The 24184-nt window shown below is 65.5% G+C and carries 20 protein-coding genes; 4 read left to right on the top strand and 16 right to left on the bottom strand.

All coding sequences use genetic code 11. From position 1 onward, the window contains the following. Window positions 1-95: 95 nt before the first annotated feature. Together ABW137_RS18085 and ABW137_RS18080 are read right to left on the bottom strand one after the other, a co-directional pair. The gene (locus ABW137_RS18085) at window positions 96-1175 is read right to left on the bottom strand and encodes a 2Fe-2S iron-sulfur cluster-binding protein (RefSeq protein ID WP_526402435.1); all 1080 of its coding nucleotides are present in this window, start codon (window positions 1173-1175) and stop codon (window positions 96-98) included. Window positions 1176-1261: 86 nt separating this feature from the next. Further along, complete coding sequence (locus tag ABW137_RS18080) at window positions 1262-2890, bottom strand: aromatic/alkene/methane monooxygenase hydroxylase/oxygenase subunit alpha (RefSeq protein ID WP_526402434.1); 1629 nt, start codon at window positions 2888-2890, stop codon at window positions 1262-1264. Window positions 2891-3190: 300 nt separating this feature from the next. Between ABW137_RS18080 and ABW137_RS18075 the strand changes: the two genes are divergently transcribed. Then, complete coding sequence (locus ABW137_RS18075; RefSeq protein WP_526402432.1) at window positions 3191-4084, top strand: LLM class flavin-dependent oxidoreductase; 894 nt, start codon at window positions 3191-3193, stop codon at window positions 4082-4084. Next, the gene (locus ABW137_RS18070; RefSeq protein WP_526402430.1) at window positions 4081-5364 is read left to right on the top strand and encodes an LLM class flavin-dependent oxidoreductase; all 1284 of its coding nucleotides are present in this window, start codon (window positions 4081-4083) and stop codon (window positions 5362-5364) included. The genes ABW137_RS18075 and ABW137_RS18070 overlap by 4 nt, the downstream gene beginning before the upstream one ends. A 13-nt stretch (window positions 5365-5377) precedes the next feature. Here ABW137_RS18070 and ABW137_RS18065 read toward each other — a convergent pair whose 3' ends face one another. The 11 genes from ABW137_RS18065 to ABW137_RS18015 form a co-directional block, all read right to left on the bottom strand. Next, window positions 5378-7057 carry a dipeptide ABC transporter ATP-binding protein gene (locus ABW137_RS18065; protein ID WP_526402428.1) on the bottom strand — a complete coding sequence of 560 codons (1680 nt, stop codon included), beginning with the start codon at window positions 7055-7057 and terminating at the stop codon, window positions 5378-5380. Continuing rightward, window positions 7057-7920: an ABC transporter permease gene (locus tag ABW137_RS18060; protein WP_526402426.1), complete on the bottom strand. Its 864-nt coding sequence runs from the start codon at window positions 7918-7920 to the stop codon at window positions 7057-7059. The genes ABW137_RS18065 and ABW137_RS18060 overlap by 1 nt, the downstream gene beginning before the upstream one ends. Window positions 7921-7951: 31 nt before the next feature. Further along, window positions 7952-8902, bottom strand: a complete 951-nt coding sequence (locus ABW137_RS18055; protein WP_526402424.1) for an ABC transporter permease — start codon at window positions 8900-8902, stop codon at window positions 7952-7954. A 33-nt stretch (window positions 8903-8935) separates the two neighbouring features. Beyond that, window positions 8936-10576, bottom strand: a complete 1641-nt coding sequence (locus ABW137_RS18050) for an ABC transporter substrate-binding protein (RefSeq protein ID WP_526402422.1) — start codon at window positions 10574-10576, stop codon at window positions 8936-8938. A 238-nt stretch (window positions 10577-10814) separates the two neighbouring features. Next, window positions 10815-12146, bottom strand: coding sequence for an NtaA/DmoA family FMN-dependent monooxygenase (locus ABW137_RS18045; protein ID WP_526402420.1), 1332 nt, complete (start codon window positions 12144-12146; stop codon window positions 10815-10817). Then, on the bottom strand, window positions 12143-12961 hold the full coding sequence (locus ABW137_RS18040) for an ATP-binding cassette domain-containing protein (RefSeq protein ID WP_526402418.1): 819 nt from the start codon (window positions 12959-12961) through the stop codon (window positions 12143-12145). The genes ABW137_RS18045 and ABW137_RS18040 overlap by 4 nt, the downstream gene beginning before the upstream one ends. Window positions 12962-12970: 9 nt before the next feature. Next, complete coding sequence (locus ABW137_RS18035; protein WP_526402416.1) at window positions 12971-13789, bottom strand: ATP-binding cassette domain-containing protein; 819 nt, start codon at window positions 13787-13789, stop codon at window positions 12971-12973. A 2-nt stretch (window positions 13790-13791) separates the two neighbouring features. Beyond that, on the bottom strand, window positions 13792-14664 hold the full coding sequence (locus ABW137_RS18030; protein ID WP_526402414.1) for an ABC transporter permease: 873 nt from the start codon (window positions 14662-14664) through the stop codon (window positions 13792-13794). Window positions 14665-14671: 7 nt separating this feature from the next. Next, complete coding sequence (locus ABW137_RS18025) at window positions 14672-15616, bottom strand: ABC transporter permease (protein WP_526402412.1); 945 nt, start codon at window positions 15614-15616, stop codon at window positions 14672-14674. Between the two features lie 65 nt (window positions 15617-15681). Continuing rightward, a complete protein-coding gene (locus ABW137_RS18020) occupies window positions 15682-17220 on the bottom strand; it encodes an ABC transporter substrate-binding protein (protein WP_526402410.1) in 1539 nt (512 codons plus the stop codon). Window positions 17221-17424: 204 nt separating this feature from the next. Further along, a complete protein-coding gene (locus tag ABW137_RS18015) occupies window positions 17425-18633 on the bottom strand; it encodes an acyl-CoA dehydrogenase family protein (RefSeq protein ID WP_526402408.1) in 1209 nt (402 codons plus the stop codon). Window positions 18634-18741: 108 nt separating this feature from the next. Here ABW137_RS18015 and ABW137_RS18010 point away from each other — a divergent pair, with 108 nt between their 5' ends. Next, window positions 18742-20067: an NtaA/DmoA family FMN-dependent monooxygenase gene (locus ABW137_RS18010; protein ID WP_526402406.1), complete on the top strand. Its 1326-nt coding sequence runs from the start codon at window positions 18742-18744 to the stop codon at window positions 20065-20067. A 20-nt stretch (window positions 20068-20087) separates the two neighbouring features. Beyond that, window positions 20088-21401 carry an NtaA/DmoA family FMN-dependent monooxygenase gene (locus ABW137_RS18005; RefSeq protein WP_526402404.1) on the top strand — a complete coding sequence of 438 codons (1314 nt, stop codon included), beginning with the start codon at window positions 20088-20090 and terminating at the stop codon, window positions 21399-21401. A 25-nt stretch (window positions 21402-21426) separates the two neighbouring features. On the opposite strand, the gene ABW137_RS18000 is transcribed toward ABW137_RS18005, so the two are convergent. From ABW137_RS18000 to ABW137_RS17990, 3 genes are read right to left on the bottom strand one after another with little or no spacing between them, the layout of a single operon-like run. Beyond that, on the bottom strand, window positions 21427-22461 hold the full coding sequence (locus tag ABW137_RS18000) for an ABC transporter substrate-binding protein (RefSeq protein WP_526402402.1): 1035 nt from the start codon (window positions 22459-22461) through the stop codon (window positions 21427-21429). Window positions 22462-22496: 35 nt separating this feature from the next. After that, entirely contained in the window at window positions 22497-23291 is a 795-nt protein-coding gene (locus ABW137_RS17995) for an ABC transporter ATP-binding protein (protein WP_526402401.1), read from the bottom strand. Next, on the bottom strand, window positions 23275-24174 hold the full coding sequence (locus ABW137_RS17990) for an ABC transporter permease (RefSeq protein WP_526402399.1): 900 nt from the start codon (window positions 24172-24174) through the stop codon (window positions 23275-23277). Before ABW137_RS17990 ends, ABW137_RS17995 begins: the two co-directional genes overlap by 17 nt. Window positions 24175-24184 lie beyond the last annotated feature (10 nt).

The raw sequence follows: 24184 nt of genomic DNA, 5'->3' as shown, positions 1-24184 counted from the left end.
TCCTCTCGGGCGGACGGGGCTGGGTGGGAAGAGCAATCGAGTTGGGCTGGAACCGGATTGGGGAATTGCGGGTGTGCGGGCTGCGGGTGTGCGGGCTAACTGAAGAGCGGGCTGGTGAAGCTGTCGTAGAACACCTGATCCTTGGGCACCGAGCTGGCCTCGAGGAACACCAGTGCGGCGTCGACCATCGGCGGGGGTCCGCAGAGGTAGACCTCGGTCTTGCCAACGGCGGCCTCGTGGCGGGCCACCACGTCGGTGACCATGCCCTCCTCGACCGTGACGAAGTCGGGAAGGTCCCCCTCGAGCGACTCCGACAGACAGGCGATGAACCGGAAATCGGTCAAACCGGTTCCCAATTGCAGGATTTCGTCTAGGTAGAACAGATCCGCCGCAGTACGCGCACCGTAGTAGAAGCGGACCGGTCTGGTGTTCTCCGTTTCGTTCATGTGCCGAAGCAGCGACAGGATCGGCGCCATTCCGGCACCCCCACCGATGCAGACGACGGGAAGGACGTGGCCCTCCTTGAGGGTGAACGAACCGTAGGGCCCCGTCAGCGACAGTTCGTCGCCGACGCCGAGCTGACCCGTGCGATCTCCCGAGTCGCTGCGCTCCTGCCCTCCGTCGAGCAGTGACGAGAACTTGCCGCCGGGATACTTCTTGATCAAGAACTCGACCTCGTCGGTCTTCGACTGGGTGGTCGCCATCGAGAAGGACCGGTGCTCGTCGCTGCCGGGGATGTGCAGGTCGGCATACTGCCCTGGCTTGAACTCGAACACCGCGGGCTCGATCGGCGTCAGGCGCAGTGACACGATGTCCCTCGTCATCGGTTCGATGCCGGTCACCCTGGCGCGAACGTCCTGGATCGGAATGCCGCCGAGCAGTTCGTCCTCGTCGAAGTTGAGCAGTTCGATGGTGCAGTCGCTGTAGGCACGCGACTTGCACAGCAGGACGAACCCCTCGTCGACCTCCGAGTCGTTGCACGCGAAGGTCGAGTAGTCGGCCATCTGGATGTCGCCGTCGAGCACGTAGGACTTGCACGCCGAGCACCGACCCTCTCGACATCCGTGCATCAGGTGGATGCCCTGACGGAACGCGGCGTCGAGGATGCTCTCGTCCTCGCTGACGTCCATCTCGATGTCGACTGGCTCGAAGCTGATCTTGTGCGTGTCCGCCATGGCGGGGGCCTCCTAAGTTTGGTGATTTCGGCGTGTTCGCGACCGGCGAGAGGTCACGAACACGCCGAAATCGCAACTCCGACGGGCTAGTGGGGGGTGGCGCCGGCGCGGTACGCCGCGACGTGGGCGTTGCGCTCGTCGTCATCCATCTGGTTGAGCAGCACGTTCGGGCTGTTGAACGTGTTGCCCCGCACGTCGCTCAGCTTCCACATCTTGGAAGGATCCAGATTGAGGTGCGGCTGGCCGACCAGCGTCTCGCCGTCATCGCGGACATAGCCGAGATCGCTGACGATGTCGGCGAGGTCCTTGCCGTGATGCAGCGTCTCCCATTCGCGGAATCCGGTGAGCTTGCCCATGTTGGGGGTGGGCCTGCCCTCGTATTCGTCACGGAAGGCGACCGCGTCGGTCCAGTAGCAGGTCTCAGAGCAGTACGTGCGCCACTGACCGTCCACCTTCTCCACCACCATGTCCTCGCGGATCAGCGCGGGCACCATGCACGTCCAGCAGCGGTGCGGGTACTGGTAGCCGACCTCCTCGAAGGCGATGGGCTTGTTGCGGCCCGGGTACGCCAGACGGTTGTAGTTCTCCCACCACTTGCCGTACTTCGAGTACCAGCCCGGGTACTTGTGCTCGAACCATTCGAAGTCGGTGTCGGTCATGGTGTCGATGCGCCAGTAGTTGACCGGCCAGCCGGTGGCGAAGAACCGGGCCACCTCGTGTACGTAGCCCTTCTCGGTGATGCGCTTCCACGCCTCTTCGACCAGATCGTGCGGGATGGTCAGGCCGTACTTCTCCAGCGGCAGAAGGTAACTGCGGTAGTAGTCGTCGTAGATCCACCGCCGCCACATCTCGGCGTAGCTCTCGCGGTCCTTGCGGCGATCCTTGGTGCCGTACTCGATGAACGTGCCGATGGCGGCGTCGACCACGCAGTGGTTGTTCCACCAGGCGTAGCGCAGATCGCGTTCCAGCAGCGGGCGGTTGCGCTCGTCGGCGAGTGCCATCAACAGGATCGAGTAGCCGTTGGAGATGTGCCGCGACTCGTCGGACTGCACCGAGTGGAACACCGTCGGCAGCAGGTAGTCGCCGTTTGCGGCGGCCTCGTCGGGCATCGCCACGAAGAGGGTGTTGGTGAAGGCGGTTTCGGCGACCACGGTCAGGTAGATGTTCGCGGCGGTGATCGCGTCGCCGGTGATGAATCCCTCGCCGAACTGGCGGCCGATGGTGCCCGCGTAGTTGTTCGCGAACGCCTTCTCGGTCATGTCGAACCCGGCCGGGTCGATGTAGTTGTTCATGTACAGCTTCTTGAGGTTCATCTGGATCGTCGAGTGCCGGACCTCGTCGATCATCTGTACGGCCAGACCGTTGTGGATCTCGGGATTGGGCACCGCGTCGATCGCCATCGGCATTGCCCTGGCCGCCGAGATCTCCGGGAAGGGGATGATCGACAGGAACAGCTTCTGCCACTCCAGCCAGCGCTGTTGCACCTGGCGGAACATGTTTCCGCGGATGGCGCCGTCCATGGCGCCGTAGACGCGGTTGTCCTTCTCCTCTTCCATCGGGAAGTAGGACCGCATGATCTGCTTGAGCGGATCCTTCTTGGGTGCCTTCTCGAACGTGTAGTCGGTACCGAACCGCGTTGCCGGAGTCGCGAAAGTCGGCTCCCACGTCAGTTCACTGATCTTTGCGTGTGCCTTGGTCAGGCTTTGTCTGCTCAACGCGAGCCTCCTGATAGATGGGCCATGCATCCGCCGGGCTTGGGGACGATGCGGAACTGATGAAACAGGCTGGTTCGGCGCAATTACGTCTCACTTTGAGATCCACGTCACATTTCCGGCGTGGAGCCGGGGCGACCGGGTGGCGAGGCGGCGCTACTGAATGTCCAGCGGCGAGTGGCGGCGACTCATCACCAGTCGATCCCGTGCGCGCACGCGTTGCGAACCACCTGCGACCCGCTACATGGACCGCGTAGCTGGGCAGCATTGTTCGGGCGCCGCTCATCGGGCACCGTCGATGGCGTGAGCGATACAGCTGCAGTCGTGGCACCCGTGGCGTTGCTGGCCCTGACCCGGCCGTTGCTCGGCGAACTCCTTCGACCCAGCGACCCCGCTCGGCTACGTCGCGTCGCGACCCTGCTCGACCAGTCGGTGGACGCCGTCATTCTCGGCGTCGATCTGGTGACACCGGAGCACCCGGCGACGCCCTCCGGCGCTGCCGGGGTCGCCGGCGCCGCCGGGGTGGCCGGGGTCGACCCAACGATCGCAGCGATCACGCTCGCGCACCTCACCACGCGGGTCGGTCTGATCGTGACGGCCGCGCCGCATCGCGATCATCCCTACAACCTGGCCCGACGGTTGGCGAGTATCGACCACGCCTCCCTGGGACGCGCGGGCCTGCTGATCGCTACCCGCGATTCCGATGCGCCGGCCGGATCACCCTGGACCGCATCGGAACCTGGCGACGCCGCGGCGGATGCAGTCACGGCCATCCGGGAACTCCTGCGCAGCTTCCCGATCGACGCCATCGTCGGGGACCGCCGCTCCGGGGTCTTCGCCGAGTCGCACCACATCCTCGCCGTCGATCATCGTGGTGCCTTCAATGTCACTGGACCACTTCAGGTTCCGTGGAGTCCACAGGTATGGCCACCGGTACTGGCCTGGTTTGACGCGGCGGGACCGGTCGCCATGGTCGCCGACGTCGTGCTCACCGAACACGACTCACGTTTCACCCTGCACCGACCCGCGCACCTCGACGAACTCGACGAACTGCTGTCGGCACCACTTTCGGCGGCCAGGCGCCGCGGCACGACACTGCGCGAACGCCTCGGCCTCGACCCCGCGACCCCGCCGACGCGCGGCAGAGCCGTGTTCCCCAACCCGGCAGCGCAGGTCGACCGTGTGAGCGCGTCATGACGGGTCACGTGATCCTGAACGTCAACGTGCTCGACGTCGGCATCACCCACGACGCCTGGCGTCACAATGCGCTGGACCCCCTGGCGTTCGTGGACATCGCCTATTTTCAGAACGTCGGCCGCATCGCCGAGCGTGGTGCACTCGACGCGTTCTTCCTCGCCGACGGCCCGGGCATCCGAGAAGACCCGCGGTACAAACCGCTTCGCAGCCTTGAGCCCACGCTCATTCTCGGTGCGGTGGCGGCGGTGACGGAGAACCTCGGCCTGATCGGCACGGCGTCATCGACGTTCAACGATCCGTGGGAGCTTGCCCATCGATTCCAGTCCCTGGACTTCGTGTCCGGTGGCCGCGTCGGATGGAATGTGGTCACCACCTATAGCGAGCAGATTGCGGGCAACTTCGGGCTCTCGGAATTGCCGGATCGTGACTCGCGATACCGCCGGGCCGGTGAATTCGTCGATGTCGTGCTGGGATTGTGGCGGTCGGTCGACGGTGGACCCGCAGTCGATCACCACGGTGAGTACTTCGACATCGATGGCACTCTCCCGGTCCCACGCTCCGCGCAGGGGTACCCGGTGCTGGTCCAGGCCGGTGGGTCGCCTGCCGGACGAACACTCGCGGGGCGGAAGGCGAACGCCGTCTTCTCCGCCGAGCTCAGCCTGCAGGCCGGCATCGATCACTACGACCACGTGAGGTCGGTTGCGGCGGCCGCGGGCCGAGATCCGGCACACGTCAAGATCCTGCCCGGACTGATCACCGTCATCGGCAGTACCGAGGAGGAGGCACACCGCAGGCATGCGGAGTCCACCGCCGCCGCTCCTGCCGACTTTCCCGTCGAACGTCTCGCCTCGACGCTCGGGGTGGACGCGGCCACCATCGACCTCGACGCCCCACTCCCGCAGCACGTGCTCGCCGGGCCACCCGACCCCACCCACTTCGGTGCTTCGCTTGGCTTCCGCGAGTCGGTGGTCCGGCTCGCCGCAGAAGAACGACTCACCGCGAGGAAACTGATCGATGCGCTGGCCGGCGGCGGCGGACACCGCAAGATCGTCGGCACCCCGGAGCAGGTCGCCGACACGATCGAAGCGTGGTATCGCGCCGGAGCGGCCGACGGTTTCAACCTGATGCCCGACCGGTTTCCCGACGGCCTTGAGATCTTCGTCGACGAGGTGATTCCGTTGCTCCGGCGACGCGGCCTGTTCCGTCACGGGTACGAGGACCGAACCCTGCGCGGCCGTCTCGGCATTCCGGCCGGACACCGCACCGAGGTGACGGCGTGATGACGGCGGCGCCCTAGCGCCGCGCCCCCGCCAAACCGGCTGCCTTGGGGATCGAGTCCACCAATGCGCGGGTGTACTCGTGCTGCGGGTTGGCGAAGACGTCCTCGATGGCCCCGGTTTCCTTGACCTCGCCACGCTGCAGCACCGTCACGGTATCGGCGAATTGACGCACCACGCTGAGATCGTGGGAGATGAACAGGTAGCTCAGGCCGAGCCTGGCCTGCAACTCGATCAGAACCTCCAGCAGCTGCGACTGCACGGTGACGTCGAGCGCCGAGGTTGGTTCGTCGAGGATCAACACCTTCGGGCTGAGGCTAAGCGCTCGGGCGATCGCGACCCGCTGCCGCTGCCCACCGGAGAGCTGGCGCACCCGGCGGCGCAGGAACGAATCGTCGAGCCCCACCAGGCCGAGCACCTCGGACACCCGTTGTCGGCGGTCCCTTCGCGAACCCAGTCGGTAGCGCAGCAGCGGCTCGCCGACCAGGCGGCCCACCGAGTAGGTCGGATCCAGTGAGTTGAACGGGTTCTGATAGACGAGCTGCAGATCCCGGTGCGCATCTCGGAGCTGTTTGCGACCGAGGTGCGAGATGTCCTGACCGGCGACCAGTACCTGGCCCTGGTCGGGTTCGAGCAGTCGGAGAATGACCCGCGCCAACGTCGACTTGCCTGATCCGGACTCCCCCACCAGGGCGTGGGTGCGCCCCGGCGGGATCGCGAACGATACCCCCTTGAGTGCCTCTGTCCGATCCTTGCCGTGCCCGAACGTCTTGTGGGCGTCGATGACCTCGAGCGCCAAGAGACCGTCGTTCGGTTCGGGTCGATGACGCACAATCTCAGCGAACTTGTCGACGTTGAGGCTGGGCACGTCGCTGATGAGCTGTCGCGCGTACGCCGAACGGGGGCTCTGAAGCACCTCGGCGGACGGGCCGTACTCCTGGACCTCGCCGGCACTGAGAACGATCACCTTGTCCGACCGCTCGGCGGCGAGGGACAGGTCATGGGTGATCAGCAGAACCGAAAGCCCGCTCTCCTCCTTGAGCCGATCCAACAGGTCGAGAATGGTCTTCTGGATCGTGACGTCCAGAGCGGAGGTCGGCTCGTCAGCGACGACGAGTTGAGGCTTCTGCGCGATGGCGATGCCGATCAACACCCGCTGGAGTTGGCCCCCGGACAGCTGATGCGGGTGAGAGTGCAGGGCCCGGTGCGGATTGGCGAGACCGACCAGCTCAAGGAGTTCCCTTGCTTGCTCCGGATATCTCTTCGGGTCGGCGAACTCGGGCAGGCCGGACGTGCGGTAGGCCTCGAAGATTTGATGGTCGATGCGACGGACCGGGTTGAGCGACGAGGTGGGATCTTGTGGCACGAAGCCGATCTGACGACCGCGAATCCGGCGGAAATGCCGTTCGGATGTCGCAATGATGTCGCGGTCGCCGAATCTGGCCGTGCCAGCAACCGCGACGTGGGGATCGAGCAACTTGAGGATCGCGTTGACGACCGTCGACTTGCCGGAGCCGGATTCACCGACGATCGCGACTGTCTCGCCGGCGTGGACGTCGAAGGACACCCCCGACACGGTCGGCGTGGTGAGATAGCCGCTGTAGGCGACCGCCAGGTCGCGCACCGTCAGAAGCGGCTGTCGAGGCGAAAGTGGTTCCTGCCGAAGCTGATCGGTCATTTCCGTGGACGTGGACATCAGTTTCCCCTGCCGATCGACTTGCTGAGCTGGTTGAGCGAAATCACCGAGGCAACCATGACGAGGCCGGGCGCGTACACCAGCCATGGATAGCGGTACAGGAAGTCCTTGCCCTCGGCGACCAGCAGTCCCCAGTCCGGACTCGGTGGGGGGTTTCCATAGCCGAGGAAGGCGAGACCGGAGATGCTGATGATCGACAGCCCGAACTGCAGAACGGCCAGCGCCAGCACCGACCGGTACGCGTTGGGTAGGACATGGGCGAACAGCACCGTGAATCTACTGCCGCCGATGAGGTAGGACGATTCGACGAACGCCTGGTTCTTCACGCGAAGCACCTCCGACCGGATCAGCCTGCCGAACACGGCGATCGACGAGATACCCACGGCGATGGCCGCATTGACGGTGGCGAAACCCATGGACACCACGACGATGACGGCCAGCAGGAAGCCGGGGATGGCCAGCAGTATGTCGATCAGCCGGCCCAACACGGCGTCGGAGGTGCGGCCGAAGAATCCGGCGATCAGTCCGATCAGACCACCGACCAGCAGTCCGATCGCGACGGCGAAGAGCGCCGTGAGCACGGCGGATCGCGTACCGAACACCACGCGGGCGAAGATGTCGCGCCCCAACTGGTCGGTGCCGAAGAGGTGGTCGACGGAGGGTGGTGCGAACTTGTCGGCGGGGACGCCCGCGTTCGGATCGTAGCCGGTGAACAGTTCGGGGACGAGCGCCCAGGCCAGGACCACGAGGAGCACCAGCAGCGCCACCGCGGTGTAGACGTTGCGGATTCTCACCTTTGCGGCGGGCAGCCGCGGTGTCCGACGCCGCAGTGTCCGACGCGGCAGGGCCGCAAGAGCTACCACTGGGTCGTCTCCCTTCCTCGGACGTGAATGCTCATCGTGTCGCCGCCACCTGGCGCAGCCGCGGATCGAGCAGCGGGTAGACGAGGTCGACCACCAGGTTGATCGCCAAGAACAGGACCGCGGCGAGCGTGACCGCTGCCTGCAGTACGGGAACGTCCTGCTCGGTGGCCGCCAGCTCGATGATGCTGCCGACCCCGGTCCGCCCGAAGATGGCTTCGGTGATGATGGATCCGCCAACCAGGTCGCCGACGATGATGGCGGCGATCGTCAGGGTGGGTAGCGCGGCGTTGGGTAGCAGGTGTCGGCTCAGCAGCCTGAACCTGGTGATGCCCTTGGAGATCGCGACGGTGGCGTACTGCTCGGCACGGGCGCCGTCCAATGCGGTGATGAACACCTGCGCGATGGGTGCCGAGGCCGGAATGGCCAGGGTGAGAGCGGGATAGATCAGTGCGTTCAGGCTTTGGTAGTCGTTGATGCGGAAGAAGCCGAGCTGGAAGGAGAAGACGTCGATGACGATCAGGCCGATGAAGAAGTTCGGCATGGACAGAAACAGCGATGGGAACGCCCGCAGCAGCCCTCCACCGAACCGGGGGGGCAGGTAGAAGGCAGCGATCGCGATGCCGAAGGCCAGGATCGTCGCGAGGACGAAGGCCGTGCCTGCCAGCTGCAGGGTGGACGGGATGCCGTCCCAGAGCACCGCAGTCACCGGCCTGTTCGCACTGAGCGACAAGCCGAAGTCACCGTGACTCAGCCGGGCCAGCGCGACACCCAGTTGCTCCCAGAGCGATCGGTCGAGGTGGTAGTAGGACAGCAGTTGTTCGATCTCGTCTTCGGAGTAGTTGAACTCGGGGTTGCGCAGATGACTGGAGACCGGGTCACCCGGCAGCACCGTGACGATCACGAAGACGACGACGTACACCCCGAGGACGGCGAGGATCGCCTGACCGATGCGCGAGGCGACGTACTTGGCGGTGGGTGACACGATCTGTTGCACTTTCCGTTTCGGTCGGGGCGATCAGGCGTCTAGCCAGGTGTCGTACAACCGGATCCGGCCGTACCCGTCAGCCGAGATTCCCTTCAGACTTCCGGCGGCAGCGAAGTTCTGCGGGAACTCGTGGACGGGAATGAAGTAGGCATTGTCGATGACGTACTGCTGAGCCCTTGCCGACGCCGCGAATGCATCGGCGTCGGTCCTGGCCGCGACGATTGACTCCAGGATGCGATCCAGCTCCTCGCTGGGCGCCTTGAACTGGTTTTGCTGGCTCGAATGCCACCACCTCCAGAGGAAGCTGGGATGTGGTGCTGCCCAGTGGATTTCATACAACGAGACGCTGGGATCGGAGGTCACCGTGTTGTAGTTGGTGAAGTCGACGTTCTTCAGTTCGAGCTTGACCCCGACCCGCTTCCACTGCTGGGCAATGAGCTGGAGATCCGCCTCAGACGTGGTGATGAACACCGACGGGTACTCGATGACGCCAAGCTGTTCGCCGTTCTTGGTCCGGTAACCGTCGTCGTCACGATCGGTCCAGCCGGCCTCGTCCAACAAGCGGTTCGCCAGATCCGGGTCGTAGGCGAACTTCGAGCTCAGATCGACGGCGCCCGGGGTGTTGATGTTGAGCGGACTCTTCGCCACCTTCCAGGCGGGACTGTAGAGCGTGTCGACGATCTCCTGTCGGTCGATGGCGTGTGTCAGCGCCTGGCGCACACGGACGTCGTCGAGATGCTTGGCCGTCAACCGGATGTGCAGGCCCCACACGCTGCCCGGGATGAACGAGTCGAGCACCGTGAAGCCGGAATCTGCGAGCCGCTGCTCCTCACTGGGCTGGGTGTAGTGGATGACCTGCACCTGCCCGGAGTCGAGTGCGCCGACTCTCAGCGAATCCTCTTGCAGCTGTTGAACCGTGATCTTCTCCAGATACGCCGGCCCTTGATGGGGCGCATCGGGGCGCGGCCAATCGTAATCGTCGCGGCGGGCGAGCACGATCTCCTTGTTCGGCACCCACGAATCCACGACGAACGGGCCGGTGGCGTACGTGTTCTTGAGATCGCCTTGTTCCTCAAGGCTCAGTTTGAGCGTCGCGGGGGCCAATATTCCCGTCGTCGACGTCCCGGCCAGGATCGGGATGAAGCTGGGGCATGGCTCCGTGAACCGCACGACGACCTCGTCCTCCCCCACCGCGTCGGCATGCCCGTAACTCGCCGGTATGTTGGCAACCCGCAGGAGGCCGCGTCCTTCGTCTCCGAGCCCCTGCAGGTTCAGGTTCAGCGCGACGGACTCCGCATCGAGTTTCTCTCCGTTGGAGAAGGTGACGCCGGGCCGCAGCGTGATGGTGCATTCGGTGAAGTCGTCGTTGTTGGTGTAACCGGTGGCCAGGTGCGGCTGGAGCTTGCCTGCCGCGTCGAAGTAGAACAGGTACTCGACGAACTGCGCCCACACCTGAAGCGTGTGCCAGGAGTTGATCTGCTGCTGCGCATACGACGGATTGAGGTGGGCGTTCAGATAGAAGATCTCACCCCCGGGACGGGGCGTCGAACTGCCATCTCCTGCAGACGAGTTCGGCTGTCCACCGCGGGGGCTGCAGGAGATCAGGATCCCCGATGCGGTCAGCAGAGCACCGAGGCCCAGGAACTGGCGCCTGTCAAGGGAGTGCGTCATGACGTCCGAGAACCGTCCTTCGGTCGAGGGTTGGCGGCGGGCAGCGGGTCGGCAACGGCAGCGGGTCAGCAACAGCAACGGGTCAGCAACAGCAACGGCCCACCGTCGCTGCGCAGCGTCCGCGGACGGAACGGGCCATGAGCAAAGTCTCCTCAACCCGCGGTCGAGAACCAACGCCGCCTGGCTACTGGTATAGCGGCACGTCAACTTAAGAGTGGCACCCTTGGTGCGGCACACGTCAGCGACGCGACGCCGCTGCCCTCGCGCTGAGGATGATCGGTTCCTGCGTCGTGAACACGTCGCGAAACGTCTGCGGTTCCTTGGGAAGTGGGGTGAAGTAGCCCGCATGCCGAAGCTCGGGCAGCAGCCGCTGCGTGATGACGTCCAGACCGTCGGGATAATGCGTCGGCCAGACGTTGAAACCGTCGGTGAGGTCGGCATCGAACCGGTCCGCGAACTCGGCGACGACGTCATCGACCGTTCCGATGACCGTCCAGTGGCCCGAACTGTTGGTGACGAACTCGACGAGCTCGCCCAGCGTGTACTTCTCGTCGATGGCGAGGCTCTTGAAGATCTCGTAGCGGCCCTGCCTACGGACGATGTCGTCTGGCGGCGGGATGTCGGCCGGATCGATGGTGTCGGCGCGGGCCAGCCGACTGAGATCCGCTCCTCCGAGCAACTGCGCGACGCGGCGACGGCCGGTCTCGAAGTCACTCGGCTGACGTAGCCGCGCGGCGAGTTCCCGTGCCTGCTTTCGCGTTTCACCGATGATGGGAATGACGCCGGTAAGCACCGTCGGCCTGGTGCCATCGGACCGAGCCCGCCGGGCCCGGTTTCTCAGGTCGTTGAAATAGTCCTCGGCGAGCAGCCTGCTGGGCTGGGCGGCGTAGACGAAACTGGCCACGTCGGCCGCGAACTGACGCCCGAGGTCCGACGAGCCCGCGGTGCCGATCGCCGGCGCTCCCTGCGGCGACCGCGGGACGTTCAGCGGGCCTGCGACCGAGAAGTGGTCGCCAACGTGATTGATGGGCACCACCCCGTCGGGGCGGAAGTACAGTCCCGAGGCGGCGTCCTCGATGACCGCGTCCGGCTCCCAGCTGGTCCAGAGCTGGCGAAGGACGTCGGTGAACTCCCTGGCGCGCGCGTACCGGTCCTTCGGGTGAGGGAGGGTACCGCCGAAGTTCTCCTCGCCCGTGAACGACGTCACCAGATTGACGCCCACCCGACCGCGACTGAGGTTGTCGAGCGAGTTGACTGTGCGCGCAACGTTGTACGGCTCGTTGAAGGTCGTCGATGCCGTCGCGATCAGTGCGATCCTGGTGGTGTGGACGGCCAGCCCCGCCAACAGGGTCAACGGCTCGAAGCCGCGGGGTACCTGTCGCGCCTCGTCGAGCGAGAGCCCGTCGGCCAGCAGCAGCCCGTGCACTCCGGCTCGTTCGGATTCCTGCGCCACCCGCAGGTAGTGGTCGAAGGATTCGAGGTAACGCCGCCCGGACGGGACCAACTTCCACGCGTTGTGCTGGCCGGTCCCGAGCATGATGGTGTAAAGCGGCGTGCGACCTCCCGTCATGTGAGCTCCAGACGACGACGCAGCAACTGCCGTGCTTCCTTCGAGCTGCCGTGGCGCAGCAGGCTTCCTGCCGAGCCGACGAGAAGCTTCGAGTAGTCGTGCTCGGGATCGCGAATGAGCTGGGCCGTGTCGGCTTCCTCGACGATCTCGCCGCGCCATAGGACATACGTCCGTTCGGTGATTGCCGCCGCCGAGCCGATGTCATGCGTGATCAGGAGCAAGGCGGTGCCGTGGCCGGTCAATCCCGTCAAGAGGTCGATCGTCGACGCTCGGTTGGCCGCATCGAGCGCGCTGAGTGGCTCGTCGAGGATCAAGAGTTTGGGACGTTGAATCAGAGCGCGGATCAGCCCGACCCGTTGGCGTTGACCGCCCGACAATTGGGCAGGGCGCTTGTCCACGAGCGACTGGCTCAACCCGAATCGATCGAACAACTCCCGACCGCGCTCGACGGCCGCGGCGCGTGAGGTCTTCGACCGCACCAACACGGGTTCGATGACCGAGTCCCCCACTGGGACGGCGGGATCCAGGCTCTGCAAGGTGTCCTGGAACACGTAGTCGATCTGCCCGGAGCGCCGAAACGCCGTGCGCTCGGAACCCCGCAGTCCCACCAGGTCGCGCTCCTCGAACAGGATCTCGCCGGAGCGCGGCTTCACCACGCCGAGGATCGCCCGGGCCAGAGTGGTCTTGCCGGAGCCGGATTCACCGATGATGGCGACCGCCTCCCCCGCTCCCACCGTCACGCTGACGTCGGTGAGAACGTCGTTGCGTCCCCGACGGCTGCGATAGGAGACGTCGACGTTCTTGACTTCCAGCACGAGCTGCTCCTAACCGGCCGACGCGGCCTGCGGGTGCCCTGCGACCCGGTCGATCCCGTACTTCGTGTGCGAGTCGATCAGCAGACGCAGATAGTCCGACTTCGGTGCACTCAGCAGTCGCTGGGTGGGACCGGCTTCCACGACGACCCCATTGCGCAGCACGATGACGTCGTCAGCGAGCCTCGACACCACCGCCAGATCATGCGACACGACGATGATCGACATGTCGCCGTCGTCCCTGAGATCGGAGATCAGGTCGAGGACCTCAGCCTCGACGGTGACGTCGAGCGCGGTTGTCGCCTCGTCGGCGATCAGAACGTCTGGGGAGCGGGCCAGCGCCAGCGCGATCAGAATGCGCTGCAGCGTGCCGCCACTGAGCTCGTGACGATACCGCGTCAACACCTGCTCGGCGTCCCTGATGTTCACCGCCTGCAGCGCGAGAAGCGCCCGGTTGCGGCGCTCGCCGCGGGGCAATTTCAATGCCACCCGGTAGAACTCGTTGAAGTGCTGGAGAACGGTGTAGGACGGGTTGAGATAGCTGCCGGGATCCTGGAACACCGCGCCGAGCCGGCTCGTCCACAGGGACCGCCACTTCTTGGCCTCGAACGTCCCGGCGTCTTCGCCGAACAGCTCGATGGTGCCGGAGGTCTTGCGGACGCCCCCCGGCAGCACTCCGAGGATCGCCTTGACGAGAAGGGTCTTGCCGCTGCCGGATTCGCCGACGATGCCGAGAACCCGTCCCCGCTCCAGCGTGATGCTGACGTCGGTGAGGATGGGTGCCTCCGCCGCCAACGACAGGTTCTCGACGGCTACCAACGGTTCGGTCACGCTCATCCCTTTCCGGCGATGGACAAAGGCGAACTCGCGAGCGCCGCAGTGGTTTGCCTGCGGACCGGTTCGGTCTCGGCGTCCCGCAGCAGGTCGGCAAGCGCGTGGAAGGCCCACACCGCGGCGATGATGAACACCGACGGGAACACCGGGGCCAACGGGCTACGGCTGATGTACCCCAGCGTCTCGGCCAGCACTCCACCCCACGTCGGAGCCGGCGGCTGCACCCCGATGCCGAGAAACGACAGTGACGAGATCACGATCAGTCCGGCGGCCACCGTGTTGGCGAACGTCACGGCCAGCGCCGGGATCAACTTGGGCAGGATGTGCCGAGACACCACCCAGTACGTCGACGCACCGTAAAGCCGGGCCGCGAGAACGTAATCCGCGGTGACCGAGCTGAGCGCAACGGATCTGGCCACTCGGTAGAAGATCGGCGAGACCAGGACGCCGACGACCACCAGCGCGGGGATCAGGCCGTTCCCCAGCAGGGCGGTCACCGCCACCGCGACGATGAGGAACGGCAACGCGATCACGGTGTCCATGAGGCGTAGGCTCGCCCACTCGAACACCCGGCCGAGGTAGACCGAGAGGATGCCGGGAATGGTGCCGACGAAGAAGGCGACGAGGCTCACCAGCACGCCGCCAAGGAGGCTGATGCCTGCCCCGGCCAGGATCCGGCTGAGGATGTCGCGGCCCAGGCTGTCGGTGCCGAACCAGTGCGACGTCGACGGCGGCGCAAGCGGCGCTGCCGACGCGTCGAGTGGCCCGTAGGGCGCCAGCGCGCTGCCGAAGAACCCGATGACGACGAATCCGACGGCGAGGACCAGCGCCAGCTGACCGGTGCGTTTACGCAGAACGTAGCCGAGTTTCATGGCGTAGTCAGCTCCCTCTCTGCCCGGCGGGGGCAAGTACGTTGAGCAACGAGTTGACGATGAAGTTGAACCCGACGACGGCGATGATGCAGATGACCAGGACTCCCTGGACTGCGGGCACGTCGCCGGCCAGGGCCGATTGGGCGGCGTACATGCCGAGGCCGGGGATGCCGAAGATGGTCTCGGTGATCACCGCCCCGCCGACCAGGCTCGGGAGCTTCAGTCCGATGAGCGTGATGGCGGGACCGACGCCGTTGCGGATCGAGTAGGCCCACAGCTGGCGCGTCCCCGAGTATCCGTTGAGCTTGGCACCGAGCAGGTAGTTCTCGTCATGCGTCCCGAGGATCGCCGTCCGCAGCTGCCTGGCGACGTCCGCCATCAGATCGAGGCTCAGGGCGGTCGCCGGAAGCAGGATGTGCGCCAGCCACGGCCAGAGTCCGACGTTGGGCGGTGTGTAACCGGCCGACGGCAACCAGGGCAGCGCGACCGCGAAGACCAGGATGAGGGCGATGCCCATGATGAAGGCGGGCAGCACCGACATGATGGTCGTGAAGAACGTGATCGAACGGTCCAGCCACGTCCCGTGGAACCGGACGGCGAGGACGCCGAGCGCGGTGCCGACCCCCACGCCGATCAGCAGGGCCGCCACCGCGATCCAGAGACTGATGAGCGCACGACGGATCAGCACGTTGCCCAGCGGGGCCTGGGACACCCAGCTGTCGCCGAAGTCGCCGGTGAAGATACCCGATAGCCAGTGCCAGTACTGGACTAGCATCGGGCTGTCGAGGCCCCACTTCGCGGTCAGGTCTGCCACTGCCGAGGCCGACGGATTGTCGCCGAGCACGACGAACACCGGATCGATCCCCGAGATCACGCTCAACAGGAACGTGAAGAACGTCGCGACCAGGAAGACCGGAACCAGGACCGACAGCCACCGCAGGATCGTCGTCATGACGCGTAACGCCCTGGCTCGCAACTGGACCCAACCCAGCGACGCTTGCCTACCGGTGATGTCGATCATGCGGTGCCCGGCGAGACGGTGACGCCCTTCCAGCTCACGCTGCCAGGAGTCCGCGGGAAGTCGGATATCTTCGTCGATTGCAGATAGGAGTAGTGATACGTGTACAGGTAGACCTTCGAGCCAAAGGCCAGCGACGAATTCGCCAGTGCCGCAACGGCTGATTCGTACTTCGGTGAGTCGAGCGGGGTCGCCGCCGCTGCGTAGAGCAGCGTGTCGAAGTCGGCGGGCTGCAGACCGCTGAGGTTGACGTTGCCCTTGGCCGAGAACTGTTGGCTGAAGGTCTCCAGGGGGTCGAGGTAGTTGTGCGTGCCGGACAACAGCAGCGGGTACTCCTTGGACTTCGTGAATGCCAACTTGGAGATCGCGTCGTCCTGCATGACCTGAATGGTCGCCGTGATCCCGATGGCCTGTAACTGAGACTGGAGTACTTCGGCCTGTCGTTGGTTGTCGGGCGAGATCGGGATCGTGATGTCGATGGCCCCTGGCGCGTAACCCGCTGCGGCCAGAACGGTCTTGGCCTTCTCCGGGTCGTACTCGAGCTTGTCGAAGGCCGCGACGTAGCCGACTTCGCCCTGTCGGTAGGGCTGGGTGGAAGGGTCGCCGATGCCGTCGCCCGCCTTGGCGATGAACTCTTCGCGGTTGATGCCCAGGTTGAATGCCTTCACCACTTGCGGATCGTTGAACGGCGCGCGCGCCAGATTCAGGTTGATGTACCAGTTGTTGTTTCCCGCCGGGCTGAAGATCTTGACCCCTGGGACGCCCTCGGCGGATCGCTGCGAACCCGTGTCGATCGCATTGACGAGGTCGTACTGGCCCGACGTCAACGATGCGACCGCCTGCGCGGGTGCCGGTTTCGGGTAGAACTCGATCCGATCGACGTGAATGTTCGCGGCGTCCCAGTAGTCCGGATTCTTGTCGAGGAACACGTGATCGCCGTCGACGAACTCGGTCACCTTGTACGGGCCAGCGCCGACCGGGTTCTGCTTGAGGTCTTCGGGGCTCACCGCCGGGCTCGGCACCTGGCCTGCCTTGGGCCCGAGCCGTAGCAGAATGCCGAAGTCCGGGCGCTTCAGGTGCAGGGTCACGGTCGATTCCGAGTCCGCCGTCACCGACTGAATCGACTCGAAGTCGACCTTGCGGGCCGACTGTCCGTCCGTCAGCGCACGGTTGAAGAAGTCCTTGACCGCCTCCCCGTCGACGGGCGTGCCATCGGTGAACTTGTTGCCCTGGCGCAGTTTCAGCGTGAGTTCCGTTCCCGCCGGGTTGAATTGCCAGCTCTCGGCAAGGCCTGGTGCGGGCTTTCCGTCCGGGGTGATCGCCAGGATCGGCTCGTACACCAGGCTCGTGTAGTACTGCGGATAGTGGGAGCTGGTCTGCACCGGGTCCCAGTTGGGTGGGATGATCACCGCCCACTTGACCACGCTGCCGCTTGCGGCGCTGTCGGACGAGGTTCCGCAGGCGGTCAGACTGGCCACGACCGCGACGATCACCGCGATTGCGGCAATGGCACGGAATGCGTTGCGATGCAGATACATACGTGGATTGGAAAGGGAATTCGACATCGTCAGGTGGCGTTCTCTCGTTCGACGGCTGGCACGATCGCCCGCCTTCCCACACCCAACCCGGCGAAGACCGGCGCATCCAGTGTGTTCTTCTACGGGAACCGAATGGATTTACTTAACCGTTGAGCGGGGCCGACTCGACTAGGGTCAGGCACGCCAAATCGCGTGCAGGCAACCTCAGAAGAAGCCCTGGTTCGGCGGCGGTGTCCCGTTGAGCGCGTGGTTGCCCACCACGACCGCCTTGAGTGTCTTCGGATTGTGGGCCGCGATGGTCCGGATGTTGCGCCAGTGCCGATCGAGGTGAGCGCTTCGACGGACCAGCGATCCCCCGCCCACGTCGAACAGTTCCGACGCGGCACGGTTGGCGATCTCGTCGATGACGACCTTGGCCTTGGCGTTGGCCAGCGTCGCCTGCAGGAACAGCTCGGGTCCCTCGGGAGTTCCGTGCGCTGCGTAGGCCTCGGCGAGCGCGGCACCGGCCGTCAGCACCATCGCCTCGGCGGCAAAGGCCTGGCTGTGCAACAGCCCGACGCTGTACTGCACGATCGGGTCGTCGGCCGGGACGTCGGCCACGGCGTGGTAGAACGGCCGCTTCTTGCCCCGCACCTGCTCCACGGCGTCGCTGGCGATGCGACGCAGAATGCCCGCGATCATCGCGCTCAGCTGGATGTGGAAGAACGTTGCCCGGTAGGGAAGGTTGTCGCGGGGAATCGTGCCCTTGGCGAAGTAGTCCTCCGGACCCACCGCGACGTCGTCGAAGGTCACCGTGCCACTCCCGGTGAAGCGTTGGCCGAACCCGTCCCAGTCGTTGACTCTGATCACCCCTGGACGATCGGTCGGGATGATCACCTCGGCCTTGTCACCGTCGACGTCGGTGACGCCCACGATCAACCAGTCCATGTACAGGCTGCCGGTGGTATAGTGCTTGGTCCCGTTGAGCCGCAACCCATGCTGAGTTCGGCTGATTGCGGTCTGGTAGGGGAAGTCGGTGGCGCCGGCCTTCGCGCTGAGTTCGGTGGACGCCGAGCCGATCAGCTCGCCGTCCGCAACGCGCCGAAGCCACCGGGCGTCCTCGGGTCGACTGCTCAGCAGCAGGTTCTCCACGACACCGAAGTGGCTGCGCACGATGTGCGCCACGTTGGAGTCGGCCGCACCGAGCTCGATGAACAGCTTGTAGACCTCCACCAGCGACGCCCCACCGCCGCCCTGCTCGGCGGGAACGCGGATGGCGCCGAGTCGGGCCTGCTTGACGGCCTCGATTGCGTCGTACGGCAGCTCGTCGCGCTCATCGCGTCCGATGGCTCCGTCGGCGATGTGGTCGATCAGCTCGCGCAGCTGCGGCGACCCGTAGGTCACGGCGGCGGGGGCATCGGCAAGTTCGGTCACCCAGGAAGTGTCGGCCCGGCTACCGCGCGGGATCAACGAAGTTCAGCTTGACGATTCCGGTAGCAATATCCCCTTCATCGCCAGTGCGTTTGCCAGAAGGATGGTCCGGTGACGGAACGGCGACTTCATTTGAACGTCAACGGCAACGGGCTCGCGAAGCCAGTGAACAGCTGGCGGCTGAGTGACCCGCCGACCTGGTTTCTCGACTTCGACTCCTGGGAGGAACTCGGCCGGATCGCCGAGCGTGGCCTGCTCGACGCGGTGTTCCTGGCCGACCACCTGGGGGACACCAACTTCAGCAAGCCCTGGCACGCCTTCGACCCGTTCATGCTCCAAACGGCGGTGGCCCGCGCGACCAGTCACATAGGTTTGGTCGCGACGCTGTCGGCGACGTTCTACCAACCGTGGGACGTGGCCCGCCGCGTCGCTACCCTCGACATCGCCTCCGGTGGCCGCGCGGCGGTCAACATCGTCACCTCCGGGGAGGACGCCGCGGCAGCGCTGTATGGCCGTGGCCCTTTGCCCGAACGGGATTTCCGGTACGCGCGTGCCGAAGAGGTGCTGGTCGCAGTCAAGCGGTTGTGGGACTCCTGGGATCCGGACGCACTCGTCGCCGACCCGGAGACCGGCCGACTCGTCGACGACGCGTTGGTCCCCGCGGTCGACTTCGACGGCGACCACGTCGGCTTCAACGCCCGATTCCAGCTGCCGCGCTCGGTGCAGGGCCGACCGGTCATCGTTCAGGCCGGAGCGTCGCCGCTGGGCATCGAACTCGCTGCCCAACACGCCGATGCGGTGTTCTGCGCCGCCAACACCGTACCGACCGCCCAGGAGTTCTATCGAAACCTCAAGGCGCGGGCCGCTGTTCACGGCCGCAATCCGGACGAGTTGCTGGTCCTGCCCGGCCTCAACATCACCCTCGGCAGCACCGAGGCCGAGGCAAGGGCGCGTCGGGCGGAGGTCGACGGGCCCGCCGCCGTCGATGCGGCCGCGGTCGGCGAACTGGCCACCTTGCTCGGCGTCCCCGTGGACCTGCTGGGGCTGGACAGGACACTCCCCTGGGCCTACGTCGATTCGCCGGACTGGCGACCCCGCAGCATCGGCAGGGCCAATGCGGTGCTCTCGGTGGCTCGACGGGACGATCTCACGGTGCGCGACGTGTTGGAGCGTCGGGTGGATGCGCAGAACGCCATCGTCGGAACCCCCGAACAGGTCGCCGACGAGATCGAGGTGTGGTTCCTCCAACGGGCGGCCGACGGCTTCAACATCAACTTCGACGTGTTCCCCTCCGGCCTGGAACAGATCGCCGATCACCTGGTGCCCGAGTTGCAGCGCCGCGGAATCTTCCGCAGGGAATACGAATCCACCACGCTGCGAGGGCATTACGGCCTGCCACCGTTGACGATCGACACGGCCGCGACCAGTACTCGCTGAAACCCGACCAGGAGACCACGGTGAGCACCCGCCAATTACATCTGAACGTCAACGCCAATGCGCTGGGCCGCGCCCCGGGTGGGTGGCGCCTGCGCGAGGATCCCCTCGGCTTCGTCGACATCGACGAGTGGGAGAACCTGGGTCGAACCGCCGAACGGGGGTTGCTCGACGGTGTGTTCCTGGCCGAGACCCTCGGATTCGGGCAACAGGACTTCACCAAGCCGTGGAATGCGATCGATCCGTTCATCGTGTTGACCGCCGTTGCCCGTGCCACCACTCACGTCGGGTTGGTCGCCACGGTGTCCTCGACCTACCGCCACCCCTACCACATCGCCCGCCTCGCCTCCTCGCTCGACCTGGTCTCCGGCGGCCGAGCCGCGATCAACGTCGTGACCACCCAATCGACCAGGGCAGGCGCTCAGTTCGGCCTCGATGCCCATCCCGACTACGACACCCGCTATGGCCGCGCGGACGAAGCGATCTCGGTCATCAAGGCGCTGTGGGAGTCCTGGGATCCCGACGCGCTCGTCGGCGACAAGGACTCGGGCGAGCTGACCGACCTCTCGAAGATCCGCGAGGTCGACTACACCGGCCAACATCTCCGGGTGAAGACCTGGTATCAGGTGCCGCGCTCACCGCAGGGCCATCCGGTGGTCCTGCAGGCTGGTGCATCCGAGCAGGGAATCGATCTGGCGGCCAAGCATGCCGATGCAGTGTTCTGCGCCGAGCACAACCTCGCCCAGGGCAAGGACTTCGCCCGGAAGGTCAAGTCGCGGGCCAGGGATGTCTACGGCCGCAATCCCGACGACGTTCTCATCCTGCCCGGGCTCTGGCCGATCATCGGCAGCACGGAGGCGGAGGCACGGGAGCGCCGCGACCTGTTGGAGAGTCTGAACACCGACAGCGTCGATTCGCTGGTGTCGCTGGCCAAACAGCTCGGCCTTCCGGTGGACAGCCTCGAGCTGGACCGTGAATTGCCATGGGAGGTGATCGATTCGCCGGCGTGGAAGCCCACCAGCTACGGCTTCGCCAATTCTGTTCTGGCACGGGCGCGCAACGAGAACCTTACGGTGCGTGGCCTACTCGACCAGCACATCGCTGGCGGCGGCCATCGTATGGTGGTGGGCACGCCGGAGCAGATCGCCGACGAGATGGAGGCGTTCTTCGTCGAGGGCGCCGCGGACGGGTTCAATCTCAACCACGACTTCTACCCCGACGGCTTGGACCTCATCGTGGACCATCTGGTGCCGGAGTTGCAGCGGCGTGGTCTCTATCGCAAGGAGTACGAATCGACCACGCTGCGCGGCCATCTCGGCCTGCCCGTGCCGATGTGAGTGCTCACGCACCCCCGCGAGAATGTCACCCGGTGGTGACGGGGTCCAGGATGGTGGTGTACCCGATGCTGGCGTCGGCGTCGCTCTTGAGACCGCCGATCTTGTAGGCCGCGTTGACGATGTCCTGCTGGATCTTCAGGAACTGCGGGTCGCCGATCTTGTAGAAGGTCAGATGCGCGTTGTTCTGCCAGTTGACCTTGGCGACGTCCGGCGTCTGATTCAGGACGGTGTCCAGCAGCTGCTCGTATTCGGCCTCGTGCGCCGGGATCCACTCCTCGTAGACCCTCCGCAGCCGGCCGAAGAAGTCCTTGATCGCGTCGAACTTGGCCGGATCGTTCAAGGAGTCCGTCCTGGCGAGCCAACCGCCACCGCCGATGATGCCGAGGCTCTGAGGATCGCCGATCAAGATGGCGTCACCGGAATCGACCTTCTTCTTCACCAGGTAGTACGAGCTGACCACGGCATCGAGATCGCCGGCGTTGAAGGCGTTGGCCGCGGCCTGGTTGGCCGGAAACTGAATTCCCTGAACGTCGTTCGGTCCGAAGCCGCCCTTCTCCAGCGCGATGACGTATCCGGCGTAGATGTTGCCGCCGTAGTTGTAGCCGATCTTCTTGCCCCTGAGGTCGGCCAGCGTCTTGATCCCCGAGCTCTTCGTCACGTACACGGCGGGCGACGGGAACGGAGCATTGGGTGTGTACTGCACGGCGAAGCCCTGGATGGGCGCGCTCTCCTTGGTCCACGGGGTGGCGGCGTTGGCGACCTCGAACGCGCCGGTGTTGTCACCGGCTTCCCCGACGTCGATCTGTTTGCCGTAGAGTGCGGCAAGCTGGCTGGCGGGGCCGTTGATGATCGGCACCTCGTACTGGTACGGCAGGTTCTCGAACAGCCCGGATGCCTTCAATAGTGCTGGGAAGTCGGCAGTTTGGTAGCTGACCTTGATGGTGACGCCGCCCGAGCCGCTGCCCCCACCCGAGCTGGTCGAACCGCCGCACCCGGAGACCACGGCCATCAGGGTGGCGAGCGTCGCGGCCACGGCGACGGTGAAAGTGTTGGAACGCATGAAGATCGGGGTCCTCGTCTGGTGGGTGGGTGAGGTCAGGCGTCGGCGACGCTGCCGCCGACGGTGCGAGCGACGCCGAGTTGTTCGAGCAGCGAGGCGCGCAGTTCGAGGAAGCGCGGATCGTCACGGTGGCGGGGCTTCTCGATCTCGACGGGGAGGTCGAGGCCGATCGAGCCCTCGGAGAGCACCAGGACGCGGTCGGCCAGCAGGATCGCCTCGTCGACGTCGTGTGTCACCAGCACGACGGCCGGTTCGTGCCTGGCGCACAACGCGGCCAGCAGGTCGTGCATCTTGATGCGGGTCAGCGCGTCCAGCGCGGCGAACGGCTCGTCCAACAGCAGAAGGGCGGGTTCGGTGACCAGCGCGCGGGCCAATGCGACGCGCTGCGCCTCACCACCGGACAGGGTGCGAGGCCAGGCCTTGGCCTGCCTTTCGATTCCTACCTCGGTCAACGCGTCGAGCGCCTTTCGGCGTGCGGCGCGGGGGCTGCGGGCGCCAAGGACGACGTTGCGCCACACCCGCTGCGCGGGGACCAGGCGTGGTTCCTGAAAGACGGTCGAGCGCACCCGGGGAACCACCACATGGCCTCCGTCGGCGGTGTCGAGACCCCCGAGGATCCGCAGCAACGTCGTTTTGCCCGTCCCGGACGGCCCGAGCAGCGCGACGAAGTCGCCCTTTCGCAACTGCAGGTTGACGCCATCGAGCACGGCACGGCCATTGAAGATCCGGCGCACGCCCAGCGCTTGGACCGCGTACTTGTCGGCGTGTACCGAGTTGTTTTTGGCGACGTTCTCGGCGACGTTTTCGGCGACGTCAGGCGATGCTGACACGGCCCCTCCACGGTAGGGCGAGGCGTTCTGCGCCCCGCATGACGAAGTCGATCAGGATCCCAAGCACCGCATAGATCCAGATGCCGGCGATCACGATGTCCGGGCGCTGGTTGTTCTGGGCGTTGATGATCAGGTAGCCGATGCCCGCCGTGGAGTTGACCTGCTCGGCCAGCACCAGCGACAGCAGTGAGAAGGAGCACGCGAACCGGACGCCGGTGAGGATGCCGGGCAGCGCGGTCGGGAAGATGATGCGCCGCGCGATCTGAAAGCCGGACAGCCCAAACGTCCGTCCCGCTTCGATGAGCTTCTGATCGACGCCCTTTACGGCGTGAAAGGTGTTGAGGTAGAGCGGGAACAGCGCCGCCGCGGTGATGAGCGCCAGCTTGGACGGCTCGTCGATGCCGAACCAAGTGACGAACAAAGGGACAAGGGCGATGAACGGGACGGTCCGGAGCATCTGCAGGGTGGCGTCGAAGGTCTCCTCGCCGATCTTCCACAGTCCGGCGAAGATTCCGAGGATCAGGCCGATGGTGCCGCCGATCAACAGGCCTTCGCCCGCTCTGCGCAACGACACCGGGATGGCTGCCTGGAGTGAGCCGTTGTCCCAGAGGTACTGGTAGGCCTCGACGATCGTCGTCGGTGACGGCAGCACGTCCTCGGAGACGTCACCCCAACTGACGGCGAGCTGCCAGATCACGATCAGCAGGACCGGTACACCGATGCGCAGCGTCCAGCCGCTCCAGAAACGCACCCGCTGACGCACTTTGTCCCGGCCACGGTTCTTCGGGCTCAGGTCGATGAGGGAGTCGTCGGCGGACGCCGGCTTGCGCGCCGGGAGCCTCGACGGGGCAGCGTCGTTGGCGACGAGTTTCGTGGTGGTCATCGTGTCACGG

The sequence above is a fragment of the Mycobacterium sp. genome (assembly GCF_040509115.1).
Taxonomy (GTDB): domain Bacteria; phylum Actinomycetota; class Actinomycetes; order Mycobacteriales; family Mycobacteriaceae; genus Mycobacterium.
Note: the sequence above shows the minus strand (reverse complement) of the source record. Positions and strands in the feature narration are given on the sequence as shown.